Source organism: Pseudomonas syringae CC1557, assembly GCF_000452705.1.
GTDB lineage: Bacteria > Pseudomonadota > Gammaproteobacteria > Pseudomonadales > Pseudomonadaceae > Aquipseudomonas > Aquipseudomonas syringae_F.
The window spans coordinates 1,228,622-1,250,870 of record NZ_CP007014.1; the positions used below are offsets into that span (position 1 = coordinate 1,228,622).

The following is a 22,249-nucleotide window of genomic DNA, read 5'->3' on the forward strand; positions in this document are numbered from 1 at the left end:
CGACAATGGCGTCATCTTTTATGGAGGACGCACCATGGCCTTGGCCCAACATTCTGAATGTCTGCTTATCGGCGCAGATCGTGAATTGCAGCAAGCGCTGCAGGCTTTCTGGAAAGAGGGTCAGGGTGTGTCGGCGGGGTCTGATGTGTCTGGCGTGGCATTGCGCACCTGGCTGCGTGCGCAGTATCCGCAGTTGGTGCCGCAGCTAGATGGCAAGCAATGCTTTCAGCCGGACTGGCAGCCCTTGCTGGCCAGTGCCAAGGAGTCCTGTGAGCAGGGCCGCAAGCCCGCTTTGATCGGCCCGTTGACCCTTCTTTGGCTGAGCGAGGTTCAGGGCGCTGAGGTTGATCGACTCGAATGGCTGGAGCAGTTGTTGCCCGTGTATGGCGAAATCTTCGGGCGTCTGGCCGCGCGAGGCGTCGAGTGGGTGCAGGTTGACGAACCCATCCTGACGCTGGACTTGCCGCTGGCATGGACAAACGCTTTCGAGCGCGCTTATCACATTCTTCAGTATTCGCCGTTGAAGAAGCTGGTGGCCACTTATCACGGCGACCTGCGCTGCAATCTCGGCGTTGCAACGTTGTTGCCGGTCGCAGGCCTGCATCTGGACAGCGTCAGTGTGCCGGAGCAGCTGGCCTCGGTGTTTGATCGCCTGCCTACCTACAAGGTGCTGTCGTTGGGCGAGTGTGCTCAGCCTGAGGAGTGGCGTCATGAATCACTGCTTGAAGCGCGTGCCCGCTTCGGTGAAAACCTGATTGTTGCCGATCAGGTTGCCGCCTAGCGCCAAACGTTTTAACGACCGCTCAGCGCCATTCATCAAACTGTCACGCAACTGTGGCAGCGCGCTTGGAAAAACATCATCAGACTCGCGGCTTACTGGGGATCTGTTTTTTGGTGTTTTTCATGCGGGTTTTAATTTTTCTGGCCGCGCTTCTGTGCGGCTTGCCGTCTTTTGCGGCCGATCGTTGTGATGTCAATGCTCCTGTACAGTTTGCTGACCTCAAGGAAGTGCGGATTGCCTACCAGAGTATTGGCAGTGAATCCGACCCTGCCTTGCTGCTGGTCATGGGTCTGGGTGGGCAACTGATCCATTGGCCGGACGAAGTGGTGGTAGCGCTCTGTCAGCAGGGCTATCGAGTGATTCGCTACGACAACCGCGATGTCGGTCTGTCGACGTGGGTGCAGCAGCCTGCCGACGCCAATCTGACCTTCGAAGTACTGCGCTACAAGCTCGGCCTGCCGGTGTCGGCGCCTTATTCGCTGACTGACATGGCCGACGATGCACTGGGCCTGATGGATGCGTTACAGGTCCGTGAGTTTCATGTGCTGGGCGCAAGCATGGGCGGCATGATCGCTCAGCATCTGGCCGACCTGGCCCCCTCGCGGGTCGAGAGCATGACATTGATCATGACCAGTTCCGGCGCTCAGGGTCTGCCGATGCCCAGCGCGGCCCTGATGCAGTTGCTGGCACGTCGTGGCGCGCCTAACCGGGAAGTGGCGATAGAGCAGCAGGCCGACCTGCTTGCAGCGCTGGGCAGCCCACAGGTCAAGGATGATCGCGAGCAGTTGTTGCATCAGGCTGCAATCTCCTACGACCGGGCTTTCAACCCTGAAGGCGTCAAGCGTCAGATCATGGCGATTCTTGCCGAGCCCAGTCGCGTCGAATTGCTGAATCGTCTGCGACTGCCGGTGCTGGTGGTGCACGGTACCGCAGACCCGTTGCTGCCGGTCATGCACGGCGTGCATGTTGCCGCGCACATTCAGGGCAGCCAGCTGCGCTTGATTCCGGGGTTGGCGCACCGTTTTCAGGAGGCGTTCAAGGCGCCGCTGCTGGGCGCGGTATTGCCGTACCTGAAAGCTCAGCATGAAGACGGCCGGAGTCTGGCTCAGTTGTAAGGCCGCGACAGAAGTGTATCGTGTGGCCTTTGCTTATTAGACGAGGGCCATCATGACAACTGCACTGAAGATCGATTTCATCTCCGATGTTTCCTGCCCCTGGTGCGTCATCGGCCTGCGCGCACTGGATCAGGCGCTGGAAGCGCTTGGCGACGAGGTGCAGGCGCAGATTCACTTTCAGCCTTTCGAGCTGAACCCGAACATGCCTGGCGAAGGCCAGGACATCAAAGAGCACATCGCCGAGAAATACGGCTCCACTCCCGAGCAGATCGAAGCCATTCACGAGACCATCCGTGAACGCGGTGCCGAGCTGGGTTTTGCGTTTGCCAGCGGCGGGCGACGTATCTACAACACATTCGATGCGCATCGTCTGCTGCACTGGGCCGAGCAGGAAGGCAAGCAGCACGCGTTGAAGGAGGCGCTGTTCGTGGCTTATTTCAGTGAGCTGAAAGACCCTTCGAATCACCAGGCCCTCGCGGACGTGGCACAGAAGGTGGGTCTGGATCGACTGCGTGCCCAGGCTATTCTGGACAGCGATGAGTACACCACTGAAGTTCGCGAAGCCGAACAACTCTGGACCTCGCGTGGCATCACTTCTGTCCCGACCATGGTCTTCAATGATCAGTACGCGGTATCGGGCGGGCAGCCGGTTGACGTGTTCGTTAGTGCTATCCGGCAGATTGTCAGCGAATCGAAGTAAAGCTCGCTGCCTGCTCAAGGGCGGACGCGGAGCGTCGCACGATAGTTGAGATTATCGTTCAGCACGCTCCAGTGGACTGCCCTGCGTGACGCTCTGCGTCACAGATAAACCGAGCTTCAAAGCCCGTACTTTTTGACCTTGTCAAACAGCGTGGTCTTGGCCATGCCAAGTTCCTGACTGGCCTGGCTCAGGTTGCCCCCGCTGCGTTGCAAGGCTTCGCTGAGCAGTGAACGCTCGAAGGCTTCAACCGCCTCGGCAAAGCCCAGGCTCTGGTTTTCGCTGATCGTACCGCTTTGCTTGAACGCAGGCAGGCCCAGGGCAAATCGCTCTGCGACGTTGCGCAGTTCCCGCACGTTGCCCGGCCAGTCATGGCTCATCAGGCTTGAGCCGGTCTGCCGGTCCAGCGGCGGCGGCTCGCGGTCGAAGCGCAATGACGACAACTGCAAAAAGTGTTCGAACAGCGGAAGAATGTCTTCGCGGCGTTCGCGCAACGGCGGCAGTTCCAGGGTGACGACGTTGAGGCGGTAATACAGGTCGCTACGGAACTGATTGGTCTTGCCCAGCGCATTCAGGTCGGATTTGGTCGCTGCGATCACCCGGCAATCCACTGCCACGCTTTGATTCGAGCCTAAGCGCTCCAGCGTCCGTTCCTGCAAGACGCGCAACAGCTTGATCTGCAGATTGATCGGCATGCTCTCCACTTCATCGAGAAACAGGGTGCCCTCATGAGCATGTTCGATCTTGCCGATCCTCCGCTTGCCCGCGCCGGTGAAAGCGTTGGCTTCGTGACCGAATATTTCCGATTCGAACAGACTTTCTGCCAGCCCGCCGCAGTTGAGGGCCACGAACTGATTGTTCTTGCGGCGACTGAAGTCGTGCAGGCAGCGAGCGACCAGTTCCTTGCCGGTACCGGTTTCGCCTTCGATCAGCACGTTGGCCGAGGTGTCGGCGACGTTGGCGATCAGCGCACGCAGGTTCTGCATGACCGGTGAGCGGCCGATGATTCTGCCCTCCAGCGAGTCGCGTTCGGCAAGTTGCTTGCGCAAGGACCAGACTTCGCGGGCCAGGCCACGCTGTTCCAGAGCCCGGCGGGTGACGTCGACCAGACGCTCGGGCGAAAACGGTTTCTCCATGAAGTCATATGCACCGTCGCGCATCGCATTGACGGCCATGGTGATATCGCCGTGACCGGTGATCAGCACCACCGGCAGGCTGCTGTCGCGTGCCTTGAGGCGGCTCAACAGCTCCAGGCCGTCAATGCCCGGCAAGCGGATGTCGCTGATGACGATGCCCGCGAAGTTGTCGCCAATGCGCTGCAGGGCCTCTTCGGCACTCGACACGCCCTCACTGGCAATGTCCTCCAGAGCCAGCGCCTGCTGGCAGCCCAGCAATACGTGCGGGTCGTCTTCGACGATCAGTACCGTCAGGTCGCTGTTGATGCTCATGGATATTCCTTTATGTGGGCTCGCCCTGGCGAGAATCGGTCGGCGCGTCCGGGATGAATGGCAGGCACAGAACAAACGTCGTGCCCGTGTCACCCACAGGTTCTGCGCCGAGGCTGCCTCCCGCTGCGGCGGCAAGGCTCGCTGACAGCGTCAGGCCAAGACCGAGGCCTTGCTCGCCCGGTTTGGTAGTGAAGAAGGGTTCGAACAGGTGCTTGCGCGCTTCATCGTCGATACCGTGCCCATTGTCTCGCACCAGCAGGCGATAGCGGCTATCGACGACTGACCCTTCGAGCCACAATTCGGGCTGTGGCTGGGCGGACATGGCGTCCAGCGCGTTGCCGATCAGGTTGACCAGAATCTGCTCCAGGCGGGTCTGGTCGATGGTCAGAGTCGCGTCGACGAAGGCCCGGTGCAGGGTGAGTCCCGACTGCTCCAGGCGCACAGCCAGCAATTGCAGCGCAGCGTTGACCGCCTTGCTTAGCTGCGCCTGACCCTGATCGTCGCCACGTCGGGCAAAAGCGCGCAGGCTGGCGGTAATACGCCCCATGCGGTCTACAAGGTCATTGATGGTGCGCAGGTTGGCACTGGCGGTGTCCAGCGCGCCACGTTCCAGAAAGCGAACGGTGTTGCCGGACAGGGTGCGTAAGGCGGCCAGTGGCTGATTGAGTTCATGCGCGATGCTGGTCGACATCTGCCCGATGGCCGCCAGTTTGCCGGCCTGGACCAACTCATCCTGAGCCTGACGCAACGTGTCTTCCGCCTGTCTTCGTTCGCGAATCTGCGCCTTAAGGCGCTCGTTGCTGTCGCGCAGGTGTTCAGTGCGCTCCGCAATCTTGCGTTCCAGCTCATCGTTGGCCGCTTGCAACGCCTCTCGGGCGGCGAGCCGGGTCGAGATCACTTTGCGTCGCTCGTTCCAGGCGATCAGCAGAAAAGCCACCAGCGCAAAGGCCACGGCAACCAGCATGCCTCGACTCGCCGCTTCACTGCGCAAGTCTTCCAGCGGCGTCAGCAGTGTGAAGTGCCACGCGGTATCGCTCAGCGGTCGAGTCTGGGCCAGATAACTCACCTGGGTGTGCTCCCGGTCGACACTGACGTTGGCCGGGAACGTGAGTTTTTCAACGCCTTCGGACAGGGTTTTCCGCTCCAGTGGCACCAGTTCATTAAGCGGCCACCAGTAATATTGCAGGCTGCGGGCCATGCGTTCCTTGATGGCCGGGGTCAGCGGGCGCACCGATTTCAAACGTCTGGCCGGGTCGCTGGACAGAATGATGATGCCGTTTTCATCGGTGACAAACGCTTCCAGCCGAGCCCGTTGCCAGCGCTCTTCAAGGGCTTCGAGGCGTACCTTGATCACCGCAACGCCGATGATCCTGCCTTTGTCTTCCAGCCCGTGCGCCAGGTAGTAGCCGGATTCACCGCTGGTGGTGCCGATCCCGTAAAAACGTCCGGGCAGGCCGCGCACCGCGTCCTGAAAGTAGGCGCGAAAAGAAAGGTCTTCGCCCTGATAGCTGTCGGCGTCACGCCAGTTGCTGGTTGCGAGCACGCGGCCGGTGGTGTCCATCACATAGATGGCACGGCTGCGGCTGCGTCTATTCAAGCCCTCAAGGTAGCGGTTGACCTGCTGCTGAAGCTCGGGGCCGGGGTTGTTGAGCAGTTGCGAGACGCTGGATTCCAGCTCCAGAACGCTGGGCAGGTAGGTGTACTTGCTGATCTCGCTTTCGACGGTGCTGGCGTGCAGTTCCAGTTGGCGCTCTCCGCTCTCGCGCAGACTCTTGATGCCGTTGTGTTCGCTGATCAGGTAGGCGACGTAGCCCAGCCCGATCATCAGCATGAGGATCAGCGGGGGCAGAAACAGTTGGCGGATCAGGCGGGGTTTCACGGCAAGTGTTGGCGGCGCGGCGCGATAAAGGGTGGAGTCGCATTTCATCACAGTCGTCCTGGACCGAACAGCTGCCCGAGAGGGGCGGGCAGCTGCAGGTAATGCCTAGTGCTGAAGGATCTTGGCGAGGAATTGCTGAGCGCGTTCGGAACGTGCGCTGACATCGCCAAAAAACTCTTCTTTCTCGCAGTCTTCGACAATCTGTCCCTTGTCCATGAAAATCACCCGATTGGCGACCTTGCGAGCGAAACCCATTTCGTGGGTCACGCACATCATGGTCATGCCTTCATGGGCCAGTTGCACCATGACGTCGAGCACTTCGTTGACCATTTCCGGGTCCAGTGCTGAGGTCGGTTCGTCGAACAGCATGACCACCGGGTCCATGGCCAGCGCGCGGGCAATGGCGACACGCTGTTGCTGACCACCGGAAAGCTGGCCGGGATGCTTGTGCGCATGCTCGGACAGGCCCACGCGGTCGAGCAGCTTCAGGCCCTTTTCGGTGGCTTCGGCCTTGCTGCGGCCCAGTACCTTGATCTGCGCGATGGTCAGGTTTTCGACGATACTCAGGTGCGGAAACAGCTCGAAATGCTGAAACACCATGCCGACCCGCGAGCGCAGTTTTGGCAGGTTGGTCTTGGGATCGGAGATCGACGTGCCGTCGACGACGATGTCGCCTTTCTGGAACGGCTCCAGTGCATTGACGCACTTGATCAGGGTCGACTTGCCCGAGCCTGACGGTCCACACACTACGACCACTTCACCCTTGCTGACCTCGGTGCTGCAATCGGTCAGTACCTGAAAATCCCCGTACCACTTGTTGACGTTCTTGATGGAAATCATACGGCAAACCTTTTTTGCAGACGCTTCACCAGCACCGAGGCGGCGAAGCTGATCGTGAAATACACCAGACCGGCAATGATCAGGAACTCGTTGGCGCGACCAATGATGTCGCCGCTGGAACGCGATGCGTTGAGGAAGTCCACGAGGCCGACGGTGTACACCAGGGAGGTGTCCTGGAACAGAATGATGCTCTGTTGCAGCAACAGAGGGGTCATCTTGCGAAACGCCTGAGGCAGGATGATCAGACGCATCATCTGCGAGTAGTTCATGCCCAGCGCCTGGGCGGCACCCATCTGGCCCTTGGAAATCGACTGCACACCGGCGCGGACGATTTCGCAGAAGTACGCGGCTTCGAACATCATAAAAGCCACGACGCAGGAGGCGAACGCACCGATTGGCGTGTCTTCACCGGTGATCCAGCGCAGCACGAACGGTACGGCCAGATAGAACCAGGTGATCACCAGCAGCAGCGGGATCGAGCGGAAGTAGTTCACATAGGCACCGGCCACATTGGCCAGCAGCTTGTTCGATGACAGGCGCATCAGCGCCAGCAGGGTGCCGAGCACCAGACCGCCGACAACACCCATCGCCATCAGCTTGAGGGTCATGACCATGCCGTTCCACAGCCCGGGAAGGGCTGGAATGATTCCGGTGAAGTCCATTATTTACCCCCCAGAGAGATCAGGCCGGGCACGGCGACTTTCTTCTCGATCATGCGCATCAGCAGCATCAGGCTCATGTTCAGCGTGAAGTAAATGAGGGTTGCCAAGGTGAAGGCTTCGAACAGGTTGGCGGAAAACTCGGCCGTCTGTTTGGTCTGCGCCAGCAACTCCATCAGGCCGATCAGCGACGCGACCGAAGAGTTCTTGAACACGTTCAGGAATTCCGAGGTAAGCGGCGGAATGATGATCCGGTAAGCCTGCGGCAACAGCACATTCCAGTAAATCTGCGGCAGTTTGAAGCCCATGGCGCGTGCGGCTGATTCCTGGCCTTTGGGCAGCGCCTGGATGCCGGTACGTACCTGTTCGCAAACCCGCGCAGCGGTGAACAGTCCCAGGCACACGACGACGCTCAGAAATGCCGAGGTAGTCGGGTTGAGGTCCTGCTTGTACCACTCCTGAATGTTTTCCGGCAGCAGGTCGGGCACCAGAAAGTACCAGATGAAAAGCTGCACCAGCAGGGGCACATTACGGAAGATTTCCACGTATACCGTGGCGATGCCCGACACCATAAGGTTCGGTACGGTGCGCATGACGCCCAGCACCGAGCCCAGTATCAGGGCGATGATCCAGGCGATGACAGCAATCGCGATGGTCCAGCCCAGACCGGATATGAACCAGTCCAGATAGGTCTCGCTGCCGACGCCGGTGGACTTGAAGAACACGCCCCAGTCCCAGTTGTAATTCATCAGGGTCTCCCCCTATTGTTCTATTTATATCGAGATGCACGCACTGTCGGAGGTCGAAAGTGAGGGGCCGATCCCGGGCAGGTGTTGCCTGCTCGGGATGCAATCAGTTCAGGCGGGCTGAACCGTTTGCTCAGGCCTTCTTGTCTTCTGCGGCTTTGTCGGTCGGGTTCTGAATCAGTTCCTTGAGCTTGTCGCTCATCGGGAAATTCAGATTCAGACCTTTTGGAGGGACTGGCGACATGAACCACTTGGCGTAGATGGCGTTGATGTCGCCCGACTTGTAGGTCGCAATGATGGCGTCATCCACGGCTTTCTTGAACGGGGCGTCGCCCTTGCGAACCATGCAACCGTAGATTTCATAGGATTGCGCAGTGCCGGTCACAGCCCAATCGTCGGGCTTCTTGGCTTTGGCCATTTCGCCTGCGAGCAGAGCGTCGTCCATCATGAACGCGACCGCACGGCCTGATTCGAGCATCTGGAAGGATTCACCGTGGTCCTTGGCGGAGATCACGTTCATGCCCAGCTGCTTGTCGGCGTTCATCGATTTAAGGATGCGTTCGGACGTGGTGCCGGCCGTGGTGACGACGTTCTTGCCTTTCAGGTCATCGAAATCCTTGTAGCTGGAATCTTTTTTGGACAGCAGGCGGGTGCCCACTTCAAAGATGCCGATGGAGAAATCCACCTGCTGCTGACGCTCGACGTTGTTGGTGGTCGAACCACACTCCACGTCAACAGTGCCGTTCTGCACCAGCGGAATACGGGTCTGCGACGTCACCAGGTTGTACTTGACCTTGAGGTCAGGCATGTCGAGGTCTTTCTTGATGGCTTCGACGATTTTCAGCTGGATATCATGGGAATAGCCCATTGGCACGCCAGAGGCATCGGCGATGTAGGAAAACGGAATGGAGGCGTCACGGTGACCGAGGGTAATGGTGCCAGACTCTTTGATCTTTTTTAGTGTGCCGGTGAGTTCGGCAGCAAAAACCGGAGTGCTGATCAGAGCAGCTGCAATAGCGGCACCCAGAAGATGGGGAACAATGCGCATCGATGAATCCTCGATTTTATTTTCTTATTGATAGGGCCACTGGCAGGGCGACCCACTTTTGACGAATGCTTCAACGGCGTCCTGAACGAGACACACGCCTTTGTTGAAACGGTCGATACAGAGTGTAGAGCAGGAGTCATGCCATGCTTTCGATAATGGATAAGGTCATGAAATGTATAGGTTTTTAAAATATTTTAGGCGCGCAAACACAGCTCGGCGTCCGGGAAGCCGAATCGGCAAGCGTAAAACGTTCGGGAAACCGAATGGGCAAATAAGGAGGGGAAGAGGCGGGGTAGGTGTAGCTGTTCACCCGGAGGAGGGTGAACAGGTGTATTTCGACGAGCCCGTATCAGGCAGCTTCGATAGTCGTCTTGTTGCGGACAACCGTTTCCAGGTAGCTGCGCACGTTTTCCTGCTCCTCAGGCGTGGTGAACAGACCCAGCTTGGTACGACGCCACAGGATATCTTCGATGCTGGTGGCCCATTCCTGATCGCACAGGTAATCAACCTCGTTGGTGTAGAGGCCTGCGCCGAGATGCTGGCCGAGATCGTCCAGGCTTTGTGCGCCTTCCAGCATCTGCCAGCTGCGGCTGCCATAAGTGATCGACCAGCGTTTGGCGATAGGTGCAGGCAGCCAGTTGTAGCGACGAGTCATTTCTGCTGCCAGTACGTCTGGAGTAGTCATGTCTTCGCCGCCGGGCAGGGCGGCCTTGGCGGTCCAGCTCGGTTTCATCTGTTTGAAGAACGGCGCCAGTTGGGTCATTGCCGACTCGGCCAGCTTGCGATAGGTGGTCAGCTTGCCGCCGAATACCGACAGGATCGGCGCTTCATCCGCACCGCCTGACAGCGACAGCGTGTAATCACGGGTGATGGCAGACGGGTTATCGGACTCGTCGTTGCACAGCGGACGCACGCCGGAGAACGTGCGGAGTACGTCTGCGCGACTCAACTGCTTCTTGAAGTGGTCGTTGGCCACCTTCAGTACGTAGTCCATCTCGCCTTCAGTGATATCCACCTTGTTTGGGTCGCCCTGATATTCACGGTCGGTGGTGCCGACGATAGTGAAGTGCTCCAGGTACGGAATAGTGAACACGATACGCTTGTCTTCGTTTTGCAGAATGAACGCGTGCTCACCCTCGTACAGTTTCGGCACGATCAGGTGGCTGCCCTGAATCAGGCGGATGCCGTAAGCCGAATCGAGCTTGAGGTCTTCACGGATAAACTTGGCTACCCACGGGCCGGCCGCGTTGACCAGCGCCTTGGCGTGGATTGAAAACAGACTGCCATCGCTGCGCTCCAGGTGCAGGTGCCACATGCCTTTGATGCGACGCGCACTGACGCAGCGGGTCTGAGTGTGAATGTGCGCGCCGTTTTCACGAGCGGCCATGGCATTGAGCACGACCAGGCGAGCATCGTCGACCCAGCAGTCGGAATATTCGAAGCCGCGGGTGATGCTCGGATTGAGCGGGCTGTCTGCGCCGAAACGAATGGTCCGTGACGCTGGCAGCTTTTCGCGCTTGCCGAGGTTGTCATAAAGGAACATCCCGGCACGAATCATCCACGCCGGGCGCAGGTGCGGGCGGTGTGGCAATACAAAGCGCATCGGTTTGACGATATGCGGCGCTTTGGCGAGCAGCACTTCGCGTTCCGCAAGCGCCTCGCGCACCAGGCGGAATTCGTAATGCTCCAGATAGCGCAAGCCACCGTGGATCAGCTTGCTGCTGGCCGAGGACGTGTGGCTGGCCAGATCGTCCTTCTCGCAGAGAAAGACCGACAAGCCGCGGCCGGAGGCATCCGCCGCAATCCCGACGCCATTGATGCCACCACCGATAACGGCGATGTCGTAAACCTCGGAGAGAGGTGGGGTTGGCACGGTAGCGTGGGGCATCGGTAGCCTCCTGGACAATTCTTGAGCGTTGCTCGAATGGCGAATATGAACATTAATGTTCATTTCCGAAAATAATAGCTCAATAAAAGTGCGCTTGCCAGTCGGTATCGATTGAAAATACTGATGATGGAAGGGTGAAAAGAACAAAAATGAACATTGTAGGGCGGGATTTCATGCGCAGATGATTGTTCCTCATCCGGGATGCAACATCTTTAATGATGCTCTAGCTGCCTGATAGAGGACGCAAGGCGTCCAGAACGGCATACGACGTGGAGCGTCGAACGATAGTCGGGATTTTCGTTCCGCACGCTCTGGCGGGAACGCCTTGCGTGACGCTCTGCGTCACAGGTCCATGCAGCACCGTGCGATCACGAGAGGACGCAGAGCGTTGGCGTGATAGTCAGAGTCAGGCCCCCATACGCACAGTCAAACCACTTCCAGACGAATCTTGTGCTGGTTCAGCAGTTGTTGCAGCGCAGGCACCGGAGGCTGGTCGGTGACCAGGCAGTCGATAAGGGTGATCGGCCCGAGCCGGACCATGGCGTTGCGCCCGAATTTACTGGAGTCAGCCGCCAGCAGCACTTTGCGCGCGTTGGCAATGATCGCTTGGGAAACCCGCACTTCCTGATAGTCGAAGTCCAGCAGGCTGCCATCTTCGTCGATGCCGCTGATGCCGACCAGCGCGAAGTCGACCTTGAACTGGCTGATGAAATCGATACTGCCCTGACCCACAACACCGCCGTCACGGCGCACATTACCGCCTGCGATCAAGACCTCGAAATCGTCCTTGGTACTGAGAATCGACGCCACATGCAGGTTATTGGTGATGATTTTCAGGTTGTTGTGATTGAGCAGAGCGCGGGCAATGGATTCGGTGGTGGTGCCGATATTGATGAACAACGACGCGTTGTCCGGGATCTGTGCGGCGATGGCCTCGGCGATCCGTTGTTTCTCATCACGCATCTGGTCCGCACGCATGGCGTAAGCGGTGTTTTCGATGCTGGAGTCATAAGCTGCGCCGCCGTGGTAGCGACGCAGCAGGTTCATTTCCGCCAGCTGATTGATATCGCGGCGGATGGTTTGTGGGGTCACGACGAACAGCGTCGCCATTTCCTCAATGCTGACGTAGCCACGGTCACGGACCAGTTCGAGGATCTGTTGTTGGCGGGGAGGCAGGTTCATTGTTTTTCCTTGAGCGCCCTCTACAAATGGCGCCCATCATGCCGCAGGCAAGTGTGACCTGTCAGCCGGAATCCTGTTCTCCCCACTCAACAGCAGCGATCACTCTTCGTTTTCGTGCGGTTCCCAGTCACGGGTGCGCGCCACGGCCTTCTGCCAGCCTGCGTACAGCTTCTCGCGATGTGCCTCTTCGCACGAAGGCTCGAATACCCGCTCGATCACCGCCTTGTTACGCAGTTCGTCCAGGCTGCTCCAGAAACCAATCGCCAGACCGGCCAGGAACGCTGCGCCCAGTGCCGTCGTTTCACGCATTTGCGGACGTTCGACGTGAGTGCCGAGAATGTCAGCCTGAAACTGCATCAGGAAGTTGTTGGCCACCGCGCCGCCGTCCACACGCAGCGACTTGAGGCGTTCGCCGGAGTCCTGCTGCATGGCGTCGAGTACGTCGCGAGTCTGATAGGCGATGGATTCCAGCGCGGCGCGAATGATGTGATCGACTTTCACGCCACGGGTCAGGCCGAACAATGCGCCACGGGCATACGGGTCCCAATACGGAGCGCCCAGGCCGGTGAAGGCCGGGACCAGATACACGCCATTGCTGTCCTTGACCTTGCCAGCGAAGTATTCGGTGTCCAGCGCATCATTGATCAGCTTCAGCTCGTCGCGCAGCCACTGCACGGTAGAGCCGCCGTTGAACACGGCGCCTTCCAGCGCATAGGCCACTTCGCCACGCGGACCACAGCCGATGGTGGTCAGCATGCCATGTGCCGATTTCACGGCTTTCTTGCCGGTGTTCATCAGCAGGAAGCAGCCGGTGCCGTAGGTGTTCTTGGCCTGACCCGGCTCGACGCACATCTGGCCGAACAGCGCCGCTTGCTGGTCGCCCGCGATACCGGCAATAGGAATGCCGCTCTTGCTGTGACCATAGACTTCGGACGAGCCTTTGACCTCGGGCAGGATTTCGCGCGGGATATCCAGCACGTCAAGCATGCGCTGATCCCACTCCAGCGTATGGATGTTGAACAGCATGGTACGCGAGGCGTTGGTATAGTCGGTGACATGCACCTTGCCGCCGGTGAATTTCCATATCAGCCAGGTATCGATGGTGCCGAACATCAATTCGCCTTTGCGGGCGCGTTCGCGGCTGCCTTCTACGTTGTCCAGAATCCACTTGACCTTGGAGCCGGAGAAGTACGGGTCAATCACCAGGCCCGTGGTGTCCTTGATGTATTCCTCAAGGCCGTCGCGCTTGAGCTGCTGGCAGATTTCGGTGCTGCGACGGCACTGCCAGACGATAGCGTTGTAGATCGGGCGGCCGGTGTCGCGTTCCCAGATCACGGTGGTTTCACGCTGGTTGGTGATACCGATGGCCGCAATCTGATTGTGATGCAGGTCGGCCTGCGCCAGCGCCTTGGTCATGCACGCGGTCTGGGTGGCGAAGATTTCCATTGGGTCATGTTCGACCCAGCCGGCCTGTGGGTAATGCTGGACGAATTCGCTTTGGGCAGTGCTCACCACGTTGGCATCGCGGTCGAAAATGATGGCTCGCGAGCTGGTGGTGCCCTGGTCAAGAGCAATGATGTAATTCTTGTTCTGTGTGTCAGTCATGTCGATTGCCTTGCGTTATTAGGTGGGATTCAAGATGAAGCCTGAACTTTGCCGCGAACCACTGGAGCGTTTTTTTCGTTTTCAACAGGAACGGCGCTTGGCAGGTGACGCGCAATCAGCGCGCGATAGCCGGCCGCACCCAGGCAGGCACCCAGAATGGGCGCAAAAATCGGAACCAGGAAATAAGGTATGTCACGACCGCCGGTGAACGCTATTTCACCCCAGCCGGCGAAGAAGGTCATCAGCTTCGGACCGAAGTCGCGAGCCGGGTTCATGGCGAAACCGGTCAGCGGTCCCATCGAGCTGCCGATCACCGCCACCAGCAGGCCGATCAGCAGGGGGGCCAGCGGGCCGCGTGGCAAGCCGTTGCCGTCATCGCCCAAAGCCATGATCACGCCCATCAGAATGGTGGTGATGACCACTTCGACCAGAAATGCCTGACCCACGGAAATGGCCGGGTTTGGATAGGTCGAGAATACCGACGCGAGTTCGAGGCTTTGCTCGCTGCCGCGGATAATGTGATGAGCATGTTCGAAGTCGAAAAAGAGGCTGATGTACAACAGGTACACAAGACCCGCGCCGAAAAACGCGCCAGCGATCTGTGACGAGATGTAAAACGGCAATTTACGTTTTTCGAAACCGGCGAACAGGCTCAGCGCGATGCTGACGGCCGGGTTGAGGTGCGCGCCGGAAACACCCGCGCTGAGGTAGATCCCCATGCTGACGGCCATGCCCCAGATGATGCAGATTTCCCATAAGCCGAAAGTTGCACCCGCGACCTTGAGCGCTGCGACGCACCCGGTTCCGAAAAAGATCATCAGGGCAGTGCCCAGAAATTCAGCCAGGCATTGCCCGGTCAGTGTCGGTTGTTTTAGTGCAATGGTCATGGATACCTCATTTTTTGTTTTTGTCTCGGCACCCTGAAACAGGCGTGGGTGCTCGTTATTCGTGCGTATCAGAAAAACCCCATTTCTGATCGCCGGTGCGAGTTATACCGAAAAATGGCTTTCGATAATATTCGTAAACGAAAAAATATAGACAAGAACCCCCCCTGTCAAAGGTCGGAACCGAACGGTCAGGAAATCTTCCTCATCCCCTAAAGACGCTTTGCGCGCGCTGTAGTACGGGACATTGAGGCTGTTTGCAAAAGGCCATCAGTGTTGCAGGTGGCGTGAATCAAGGCATGTTCATTTTACTTGGCTTAAAGTGAGGGTCGTCTCGAACCCGTTGGAGCGTTACATGACACCCGCACTGGATTTACTGAAAAAACTTCGCGCGGAGCACCGGATTCATAGCTATGAACATGATCCGAAAGCGGCGTCGTATGGGCTGGAGGCAGCGGAAAAGCTGGGGCTGGAGCCGGCGCGGGTGTTCAAGACACTGTTGGCCAGTACCGAAAAGGGTGAATTGCTGGTCGCTGTCGTGCCGGTCGTCGGAACGCTTGATCTGAAGGCTCTGGCGCAGGCTGCCGGGGTCAAGAAAACCGAAATGGCAGACCCTGCGGCTGCACAACGTTCCACCGGATACCTGCTGGGCGGCATCAGCCCGCTAGGTCAGAAGAAGCGGCTGCGTACGTTCATCGACGACACTGCACAGAACTTTGAAAGCATTTATGTCAGCGCTGGCAGGCGGGGGCTGGAAGTGGAATTGGCGGCTGCGGTGCTGGCCGAACACACGCAAGCCAGATTCGCTCCGGTCGGTCGTGGATAGGCCGCCATCAGTCGCCCGTGATGTGCGCCGCGATGCTCCCCTGCGCCGCAAACAGCACCAGATGGTCCGCCGCCACGCGAATGCCGACGTCGTCACCTTGCAGGTGATCGGCATGGCTGGGAAATATCGCTTCAAGCTGGCTACCGGTGGGCAGTTGCAGGCGATACAAGGTCGAAGCGCCCTGAAACGTCCGGCCCGTGACACGCGCTTTCAAGTTGCTGTCGGGTGCATAAACGATGTCGTCAGGGCGCAGTAAGACATCCACGGCACTGCCGCTGACACCTGAATACGCCCGGTTACCGCGCAGAACGCCGAGTTCGGTATTCACCGATTGTGGATCGATCATCTGCCCGCGAATGAAATACCCCTGACCAATGAAGCTGGCGACAAAGGGCGTCTGCGGTTCGTGGTACAGGTTGTAAGGCGTATCCCACTGTTCCAGACGACCCTCCTTGAATACGCCCACGTGATCGCTGACTGCGAAGGCTTCTTCCTGATCGTGAGTCACCAGAATGGCGCTGGTGCCACGCGCCTTGAGAATGTCTCGTACTTCATGGCTCAGCCGCCGACGCAGCTCTCCGTCCAGGTTGGAAAACGGCTCGTCGAGCAGCAATAGCTGAGGTTCCGGTGCCAGCGCTCTGGCCAGCGCGACACGCTGTTGCTGCCCACCGGACAGCTCGTGAGGATAGCGCTTGCCCAGAGCGCCGAGGTTGACCAGTTCCAGCAACTCGGCGATCACCTGATCCAGGCGCGGGTGTTTGCGAATGCCGAACGCAATGTTGTCGGCAACGCTCAGGTGCGGGAACAGGGCGTAATCCTGAAACACCATGCCAATGCGGCGCTTCTCTGGAGCCAGCGTCCAGCCAGGGCGGGAAATTACTTCACCCGCCAGGCTGATTTCCCCGGCGTGGATCGGTTCGAAACCGGCGATCGCGCGCAGGGTCGTGGTCTTGCCGCAGCCTGATGAGCCCAGCAGACAGCCGATATCACCGGCGTTGAGGTGCAGATTCAGGTCCTGCACCACGCGTTGGTTCTGATAGCCGCAGGCCAGGTTGCGCAGGCTCAGCAGCAACGGCTGGCTCATGCGGGCTGGCAGCCCGGTGCGACGAGAAACTCCAGCAACGCCTTTTGCGCGTGCAGGCGGTTTTCGGCCTGATCCCAGGCAACCGAACGAGGGTCATCCAGTACATCGACACTGATTTCTTCGCCGCGATGGGCGGGCAGGCAGTGCATGAACAGCACGTCCTTGTCGGCCAGGTCGAGCAGGGCGCGTGTGACCTGAAACGGCGCGAACAATTTCTTGCGCCGAGCGGTTTCCTCTTCCTGGCCCATGGAGGTCCACACATCGGTGCTGACCAGATGAGCCCCGGTGACCGCCGCCTGTGGATCGCGAACCACCGTCACCCGGTCACCGGCCAGCGCCAGAAACTCGGGGTTGGGTTCGTAGCCGGCAGGGCAGGCCACGCGCAACTGGAAGTCGAATTGAATCGCCGCTTCTATATAGCTGTTGCACATGTTGTTGCCATCGCCGATCCAGGCCACGGTCTTGCCCTTGATCGAGCCGCGATGCTCAAGGAAGGTCTGCATGTCGGCCAGTAACTGGCAAGGATGCAGGTCATCGGACAGGCCATTGATCACCGGTACGCGGGAGTTGGCAGCGAATTCCGTCAGATTGCTATGTGCATAGGTGCGGATCATTACCGCATCAAGCATGCGCGACATGACTTTTGCACTGTCGGCCACCGGCTCGCCACGGCCCAATTGAGTGTCGCGATGCGACAAAAAGATTGCCTGACCACCCAGATGAATCATCCCTGCTTCAAACGAAAGACGGGTACGTGTCGAGGATTTTTCAAAGATCATCCCCAGCACCCGGTTTTTCAGCGGCTCAAAGAGTACGCCGCGATTTCGCAGGTCTTTGAGCTCTACGCCACGACGGATCAAGCCCAGAAGTTCGTCCGGGGTGTAATCCATCATCGAGAGAAAGTGCCTGGGGTTCATGATTAACTACCTTTTTTGCAACAGACCGCAGGTTATCAAAGCCGGTTTTTATCGGGAAAACGGCCAGACCTGCGGCGGAAGCCGCACGGGGCGACGAATAGGAAAGGCGCGATAGTATAAAAAAATGTCGCGTCTTACCAATAGCATGCGTATTTCGGAGAAGCCAACGTCACTGGCGCTGCCCGTCGAGGCACGCCGTCATGGTTCAGTGACGCGCTAAAAGTTGACTATGCTGAGGAGGCTAATAGCCACCTCCGGCTTTTCCGAAGGCAGCATTTGTACACTGCTCAAATAGCGCTTGGCAATTAGTACCAATCCTGCAACAGTCCGCTTTTACGCGGGCGCGCTTAATATGAAAGACGTCATGGAATTGAAACCGTGGCCGTTCCTTTAATGCCTTGCGTAGGTTATAAAACAGTGCCGATACATTACTGATCGAGGGGTGGGGGAATGGACTCAAAAGAGCATCAATTGACGGAGTTATTGGGTCTCACTGCTCGTACGCTTACCCACCTGACGGCTTCAATGACTTCAATGTCTTTTGAGCTGCTGCGCAGCGAAGACGAAGTCACACGGACCGCAGGGCGACGCATGATCGATCGCATGGCAACCATCAGCGCAGGCCTTGACGAGCACTGGCGTCTGATCGGCGACCTGACGGGCGTGCATCTTGCTCAGGAACAGATCGAAACCGTCACTGAAATTCAGCTGCAGCGCAAGGTCGTCACACCTATCGGCGGTTGATGTGGCCTGACCATGGGCGCACATGATACTTCTCGATTCACACGACGAACGTCAGTGGCGCGGGCCATGGCAAGGCACCATAGTGCTTGTTCAGCAATCGATCGAATTGCCATGACAAGAACATGAGGCTGCGATGACCCGCACCGAACACTACCGCGCCTGTCACCTGTGCGAGGCCATTTGCGGTCTTGTGATTGAAACCGTCACCACGCCGGATTCCAGCCCGTCTATTGCATCCATCAAAGGTGATCCACAGGATACCTTCAGTCGCGGCCACATCTGCCCCAAGGCGGTCGCGCTGCAGGATATCCAGAACGACCCTGATCGCCTGCGCCAACCCATGCTGCGTACCGGTGAGCAATGGCAGCCGATTGCCTGGCAGCAAGCATTCGATCTGGTGGCTGAGCGGCTTTACGCCAATCAACAACGCCACGGGCAAAATGCGGTGGCGATTTATCAGGGCAATCCCAGCGTTCATAACTACGGGTTAATGACCCACAGCAATTATTTCCTCGGCCTGCTCAAAACCCGCAATCGTTTTTCGGCGACGTCGGTTGATCAGTTGCCGCATCACCTCACCAGCTTCCTGATGTACGGCCACGGCATGCTGCTGCCGATTCCGGATATCGATCACACCGACTTCATGCTGATCCTGGGTGGTAACCCGCTGGCGTCCAACGGCAGCATCATGACCGTTCCGGACGTTGAGAAGCGTCTGAAAGCCATTCAGCAACGCGGCGGCAAACTGGTGGTGATCGATCCACGGCGCAGCGAGACGGCAGCCATCGCCGATCAACATGTATTCGTCCGCCCTGGCGGCGACGCCGCGTTGCTGTTCGGGCTGCTCAACACTCTGTTCGAAGAGCGGCTGACCCGCGAAAGCCATTTGCCAATCGATGGTCTGGATCAAGTCAGGCATGCCATTGCCGGCTTTCACGCGGAGGCCATGGGCCCGCGCTGCGGCGTGCCCGCCGAGCAGATTCGACAGTTGGCGCGGGATTTTGCGGCGGCTGACAAAGCGGTGTGTTACGGACGCATGGGTGTGTCGACGCAAGCCTTCGGTACGCTGTGCCATTGGCTGGCGCAGTTGATCAATCTGGTCACCGGCAATCTGGACCGTGTCGGTGGCACGCTGTGTACTGAACCTGCGGTGGATCTGGTCAGTTCGACATCCGGCGGGCATTTCAATCTGTGGCAAAGCCGCGTCTCTGGCCTGCCGGAGTACGGCGGCGAGCTGCCGGTATCAGCGCTCGCCGAGGAAATGCTGGTGGAGGGGGAAGGGCAGGTTCGCGCACTGGTGACGGTCGCGGGCAACCCTGTGCTGTCGACACCCAACGGGCGTCAACTGGATCAGGCGTTGAGCGGGCTGGAATTCATGGTCAGCATTGACCTGTACATCAACGAGACAACCCGTCATGCCGATTTGATTCTGCCGTCGACCTCGGCCCTGGAAAACGATCATTACGACACCACATTCAACACGCTCGCGGTGCGTAACGTCACGCGCTTCAACCGCGCCATTTTTGACAAGCCAGAGGGTGCGCTGCACGACTGGGAGATCTTTGTCGGTCTGGCCAAGGCTTTTGCCGCCAAAGCCGGGCGCGAACTCAAGGCGACCCTGCCGCCCGCACAGATGATCGATCGCGGCCTGCGGGCGGGGCTTTACGGTGATGCTTCTCCGCACAAGCTGTCGTTGGAAACATTGGCCAGTCATCCGCATGGGCTGGATCTGGGGGCTCTCAAGGCCAATTTGACCGAGCGACTGAAAACCGCCAATGGCCGTATTCAGGCCGCGCCAGGGGTAATCATGGCGGATCTGGCGCGCTTTGCCGCTGCTCCCGCCCCCAAGCCCGGCGAGTTGCTGCTGATTGGCCGCAGGCACGTACGCAGCAATAACTCCTGGATGCACAACTATCACCGGCTGGTGAAAGGCAAGCCTCGTCATCAGTTGCTCATGCATCCCGATGATCTGGCCTGTCGCGGGCTGAGCGACGGCCAGCAGGTCAGCGTCAGCTCGCGGGTCGGGATGATCGAGGTGCAAGTGCAGGGCAGTCTGGACATGATGCCAGGGGTGGTCAGCCTGCCGCACGGCTGGGGCCATTCGCGAGCGGGCGTCAAGATGGAGATTGCCCGGAGCCAGCCTGGCGCAAGCGCCAACGACCTGACCGACGAACGGCAATTGGATGTTCTGTCCGGCAATGCGGCGCTGAACGGGGTACCGGTGCAGGTGGCTTCGTGTTGAGGTTCAAGCGTCTGGCTCGGGATTTCGTTACAATGCGCCACCGTGCCGACAACTGAGTCGGATATTTCAGCCGAGGTGCTCCATGGATATCATCGAAACAATCAAAGAGCAGATTTCCAGCAACACTATTCTGCTTTACATGAAAGGCGCTCCAAACGCTCCGCAATGCGGTTTTTCGGCCAAGGCCTCTCAGGCGTTGATGGCGTGTGGCGAAAAGTTTGCCTACGTCGACATCCTGCAAAACCCTGAAATCCGCGCCAACCTGCCCAAGTACGCCAACTGGCCGACTTTCCCGCAACTGTGGGTTGCCGGTGAACTGGTGGGTGGTAGCGACATCATCACCGAGATGATGGCCGACGGCTCGCTGCAGACGCTGGTCAAGGAAGCATCGGCCGCCAAAGCCGAGTAAAGCCTTGCGTTCGAACGGCATTCCGGCGCGGAGCATTGGCAGATAGTTGATTATCTTCCCCTAAGCTCCAGTGGAATGCCCTTCACGACGCTCTGCGTCGCAAGATGACGCTGAGCATCCTGAACCGCATGCCCACGCGGAGCATGCGCACGATAGGTCAGGGTGCCAAGTGTTGTGAGCAACATGTTTTTACCGACAAGAAAAAGCCCGCTCTCGATTGAGGCGGGCTTTTTCGTTGCAGCGCAGTCGGCGAATCAGTCGCCCATCTGCGATTGCAGGTAGTTCTCGATACCGACCTTGACGATCAGCCCCAGCTGCGTTTCCAGCCAGTCGATGTGCTCTTCCTTGGGCTCAAGGATGTCTTCCAGCAGCTCACGGCTGCCGAAATCACCCACGGTCTCGAAGTGAGCAATCGCCGCTTTAAGATCAGCCAAGCCTTTCTGCTCGATCTTCAAGTCACACTCAAGCATTTCCTTGGTGTGCTCGCCGATCAGGATCTTGCCCAGCTCTTGCAGGTTCGGCAGGCCTTCGAGAAACAGGGTGCGCTTGATGAGTTTGTCAGCGTGCTTCATCGCATGGATGGACTCGTGATACTCATGCCCACCGAGCTTTTTCAGACCCCAGTCTTCGTACATGCGTGCATGCAGAAAATACTGATTGATAGCGACCAGCTCGTTTCCGAGGATCTTATTGAGATGCTGGATGACTGTAATGTCGCCTTTCATGTTCGAGGTCCTGCCGATGGATGGTGTCGATAAGCTGCAAGTGTGAGCTGCGCCTAAACGTCTGTCAAACCTAAGTAATTGAATAATAAGTGAATTTAAATAGGAATAAGAATGTTTGAGTTCCGCATCTTGATGCTAAGCGCTTGAATTACAGGCATAAAAAAACCGGACATGGCGTCCGGTTCTTTAAAAAGGGGTATTCAGGCCGCTGAAAATTCTGTGGAATAGGCCAGTGCTGCATGACTGCTTTGCAGTTCGGTCAACGTGTCGCGCACCACTTCCTTAGCCAGGCAGGCGCATTTTCCACATTTACTCGCGACGCCAAGCGTTTCGCGGACTTCACGGTAACTGCAGCAGCCTTCCAGAATTGCATCCCGGATTTGACCGTCTGTGACACCTTGGCAGAGGCAAACATACATAAGCTATGGACCGTCGCTGGTTTATTGCTTGGTGCCGAGGAGCTTAATGTTAATGAGAATGCTTGTCAAAACTGTTTTGGGTCCTATTCAGGAAGCGGCGATGAGTGGTCA

The 22,249-nt window shown here is 58.3% G+C and carries 21 protein-coding genes; 7 read left to right on the plus strand and 14 right to left on the minus strand.

Annotated features, from left to right (window positions below):
* Positions 1–34 precede the first annotated feature (34 nt).
* From N018_RS05830 to N018_RS05840, 3 genes are all read left to right on the plus strand, one after another.
* A complete protein-coding gene (locus N018_RS05830) occupies positions 35–781 on the plus strand; it encodes a 5-methyltetrahydropteroyltriglutamate--homocysteine methyltransferase (RefSeq protein WP_025389075.1) in 747 nt (248 codons plus the stop codon).
* 122 nt (positions 782–903) lie between these two features.
* Positions 904–1,896 (plus strand): alpha/beta fold hydrolase, encoded by a 993-nt coding sequence (locus tag N018_RS05835; protein WP_080274916.1) that lies wholly within the window; start codon positions 904–906, stop codon positions 1,894–1,896.
* Between the two features lie 52 nt (positions 1,897–1,948).
* Positions 1,949–2,596 carry a DsbA family oxidoreductase gene (locus N018_RS05840; protein WP_024643380.1) on the plus strand — a complete coding sequence of 216 codons (648 nt, stop codon included), beginning with the start codon at positions 1,949–1,951 and terminating at the stop codon, positions 2,594–2,596.
* Between the two features lie 116 nt (positions 2,597–2,712).
* Here the strand turns inward: N018_RS05840 and N018_RS05845 are convergent, their stop codons facing one another.
* From N018_RS05845 to N018_RS05890, 10 genes are all read right to left on the minus strand, one after another.
* Positions 2,713–4,041 carry a sigma-54-dependent transcriptional regulator gene (locus N018_RS05845; RefSeq protein WP_025389077.1) on the minus strand — a complete coding sequence of 443 codons (1,329 nt, stop codon included), beginning with the start codon at positions 4,039–4,041 and terminating at the stop codon, positions 2,713–2,715.
* A 10-nt stretch (positions 4,042–4,051) separates the two neighbouring features.
* Positions 4,052–5,968: a sensor histidine kinase gene (locus N018_RS05850; protein ID WP_024643484.1), complete on the minus strand. Its 1,917-nt coding sequence runs from the start codon at positions 5,966–5,968 to the stop codon at positions 4,052–4,054.
* Between the two features lie 57 nt (positions 5,969–6,025).
* Entirely contained in the window at positions 6,026–6,760 is a 735-nt protein-coding gene (locus tag N018_RS05855) for an amino acid ABC transporter ATP-binding protein (RefSeq protein WP_024643485.1), read from the minus strand.
* A complete protein-coding gene (locus tag N018_RS05860) occupies positions 6,757–7,425 on the minus strand; it encodes an amino acid ABC transporter permease (protein ID WP_195757184.1) in 669 nt (222 codons plus the stop codon). Before N018_RS05860 ends, N018_RS05855 begins: the two co-directional genes overlap by 4 nt.
* A complete protein-coding gene (locus N018_RS05865; protein WP_024643487.1) occupies positions 7,422–8,168 on the minus strand; it encodes an amino acid ABC transporter permease in 747 nt (248 codons plus the stop codon). The genes N018_RS05860 and N018_RS05865 overlap by 4 nt, the downstream gene beginning before the upstream one ends.
* Before the next feature lie 130 nt (positions 8,169–8,298).
* Positions 8,299–9,213, minus strand: a complete 915-nt coding sequence (locus N018_RS05870) for a glutamate/aspartate ABC transporter substrate-binding protein (protein ID WP_024643488.1) — start codon at positions 9,211–9,213, stop codon at positions 8,299–8,301.
* 349 nt (positions 9,214–9,562) lie between these two features.
* Positions 9,563–11,101 carry a glycerol-3-phosphate dehydrogenase gene (glpD, locus tag N018_RS05875; RefSeq protein ID WP_025389078.1) on the minus strand — a complete coding sequence of 513 codons (1,539 nt, stop codon included), beginning with the start codon at positions 11,099–11,101 and terminating at the stop codon, positions 9,563–9,565.
* 426 nt (positions 11,102–11,527) lie between these two features.
* A complete protein-coding gene (locus N018_RS05880) occupies positions 11,528–12,283 on the minus strand; it encodes a DeoR/GlpR family transcriptional regulator (RefSeq protein ID WP_024647071.1) in 756 nt (251 codons plus the stop codon).
* A gap of 99 nt (positions 12,284–12,382) precedes the next feature.
* Positions 12,383–13,888: a glycerol kinase GlpK gene (gene glpK / locus N018_RS05885; protein ID WP_024647072.1), complete on the minus strand. Its 1,506-nt coding sequence runs from the start codon at positions 13,886–13,888 to the stop codon at positions 12,383–12,385.
* 29 nt (positions 13,889–13,917) lie between these two features.
* Complete coding sequence (locus N018_RS05890) at positions 13,918–14,775, minus strand: MIP/aquaporin family protein (RefSeq protein ID WP_024647073.1); 858 nt, start codon at positions 14,773–14,775, stop codon at positions 13,918–13,920.
* Between the two features lie 352 nt (positions 14,776–15,127).
* On the opposite strand from N018_RS05890, the gene ybaK reads away from it, so the two are divergent.
* Entirely contained in the window at positions 15,128–15,598 is a 471-nt protein-coding gene (gene ybaK, locus N018_RS05895; RefSeq protein WP_025389079.1) for a Cys-tRNA(Pro) deacylase, read from the plus strand.
* Between the two features lie 7 nt (positions 15,599–15,605).
* Here the strand turns inward: ybaK and N018_RS05900 are convergent, their stop codons facing one another.
* Together N018_RS05900 and argF are read right to left on the minus strand one after the other, a co-directional pair.
* Positions 15,606–16,682: an ABC transporter ATP-binding protein gene (locus N018_RS05900; RefSeq protein WP_025389080.1), complete on the minus strand. Its 1,077-nt coding sequence runs from the start codon at positions 16,680–16,682 to the stop codon at positions 15,606–15,608.
* Positions 16,679–17,599 (minus strand): ornithine carbamoyltransferase, encoded by a 921-nt coding sequence (gene argF, locus N018_RS05905; RefSeq protein ID WP_025389081.1) that lies wholly within the window; start codon positions 17,597–17,599, stop codon positions 16,679–16,681. Before argF ends, N018_RS05900 begins: the two co-directional genes overlap by 4 nt.
* A gap of 450 nt (positions 17,600–18,049) precedes the next feature.
* On the opposite strand from argF, the gene N018_RS05910 reads away from it, so the two are divergent.
* The 3 genes from N018_RS05910 to grxD all read left to right on the plus strand — a co-directional run bounded on the left by N018_RS05910 (position 18,050) and on the right by grxD (position 20,994).
* Positions 18,050–18,343 (plus strand): hypothetical protein, encoded by a 294-nt coding sequence (locus tag N018_RS05910; protein ID WP_024647077.1) that lies wholly within the window; start codon positions 18,050–18,052, stop codon positions 18,341–18,343.
* A 133-nt stretch (positions 18,344–18,476) separates the two neighbouring features.
* Positions 18,477–20,585 (plus strand): molybdopterin oxidoreductase family protein, encoded by a 2,109-nt coding sequence (locus N018_RS05915; RefSeq protein ID WP_025389082.1) that lies wholly within the window; start codon positions 18,477–18,479, stop codon positions 20,583–20,585.
* A gap of 82 nt (positions 20,586–20,667) precedes the next feature.
* Positions 20,668–20,994, plus strand: a complete 327-nt coding sequence (gene grxD, locus N018_RS05920) for a Grx4 family monothiol glutaredoxin (RefSeq protein WP_024647079.1) — start codon at positions 20,668–20,670, stop codon at positions 20,992–20,994.
* Between the two features lie 254 nt (positions 20,995–21,248).
* On the opposite strand, the gene bfr is transcribed toward grxD, so the two are convergent.
* Positions 21,249–21,719, minus strand: coding sequence for a bacterioferritin (gene bfr / locus N018_RS05925; protein ID WP_024647080.1), 471 nt, complete (start codon positions 21,717–21,719; stop codon positions 21,249–21,251).
* A gap of 200 nt (positions 21,720–21,919) precedes the next feature.
* The gene (locus N018_RS05930; protein WP_024675179.1) at positions 21,920–22,138 is read right to left on the minus strand and encodes a bacterioferritin-associated ferredoxin; all 219 of its coding nucleotides are present in this window, start codon (positions 22,136–22,138) and stop codon (positions 21,920–21,922) included.
* Between the last annotated feature and the right edge of the window lie 111 nt (positions 22,139–22,249).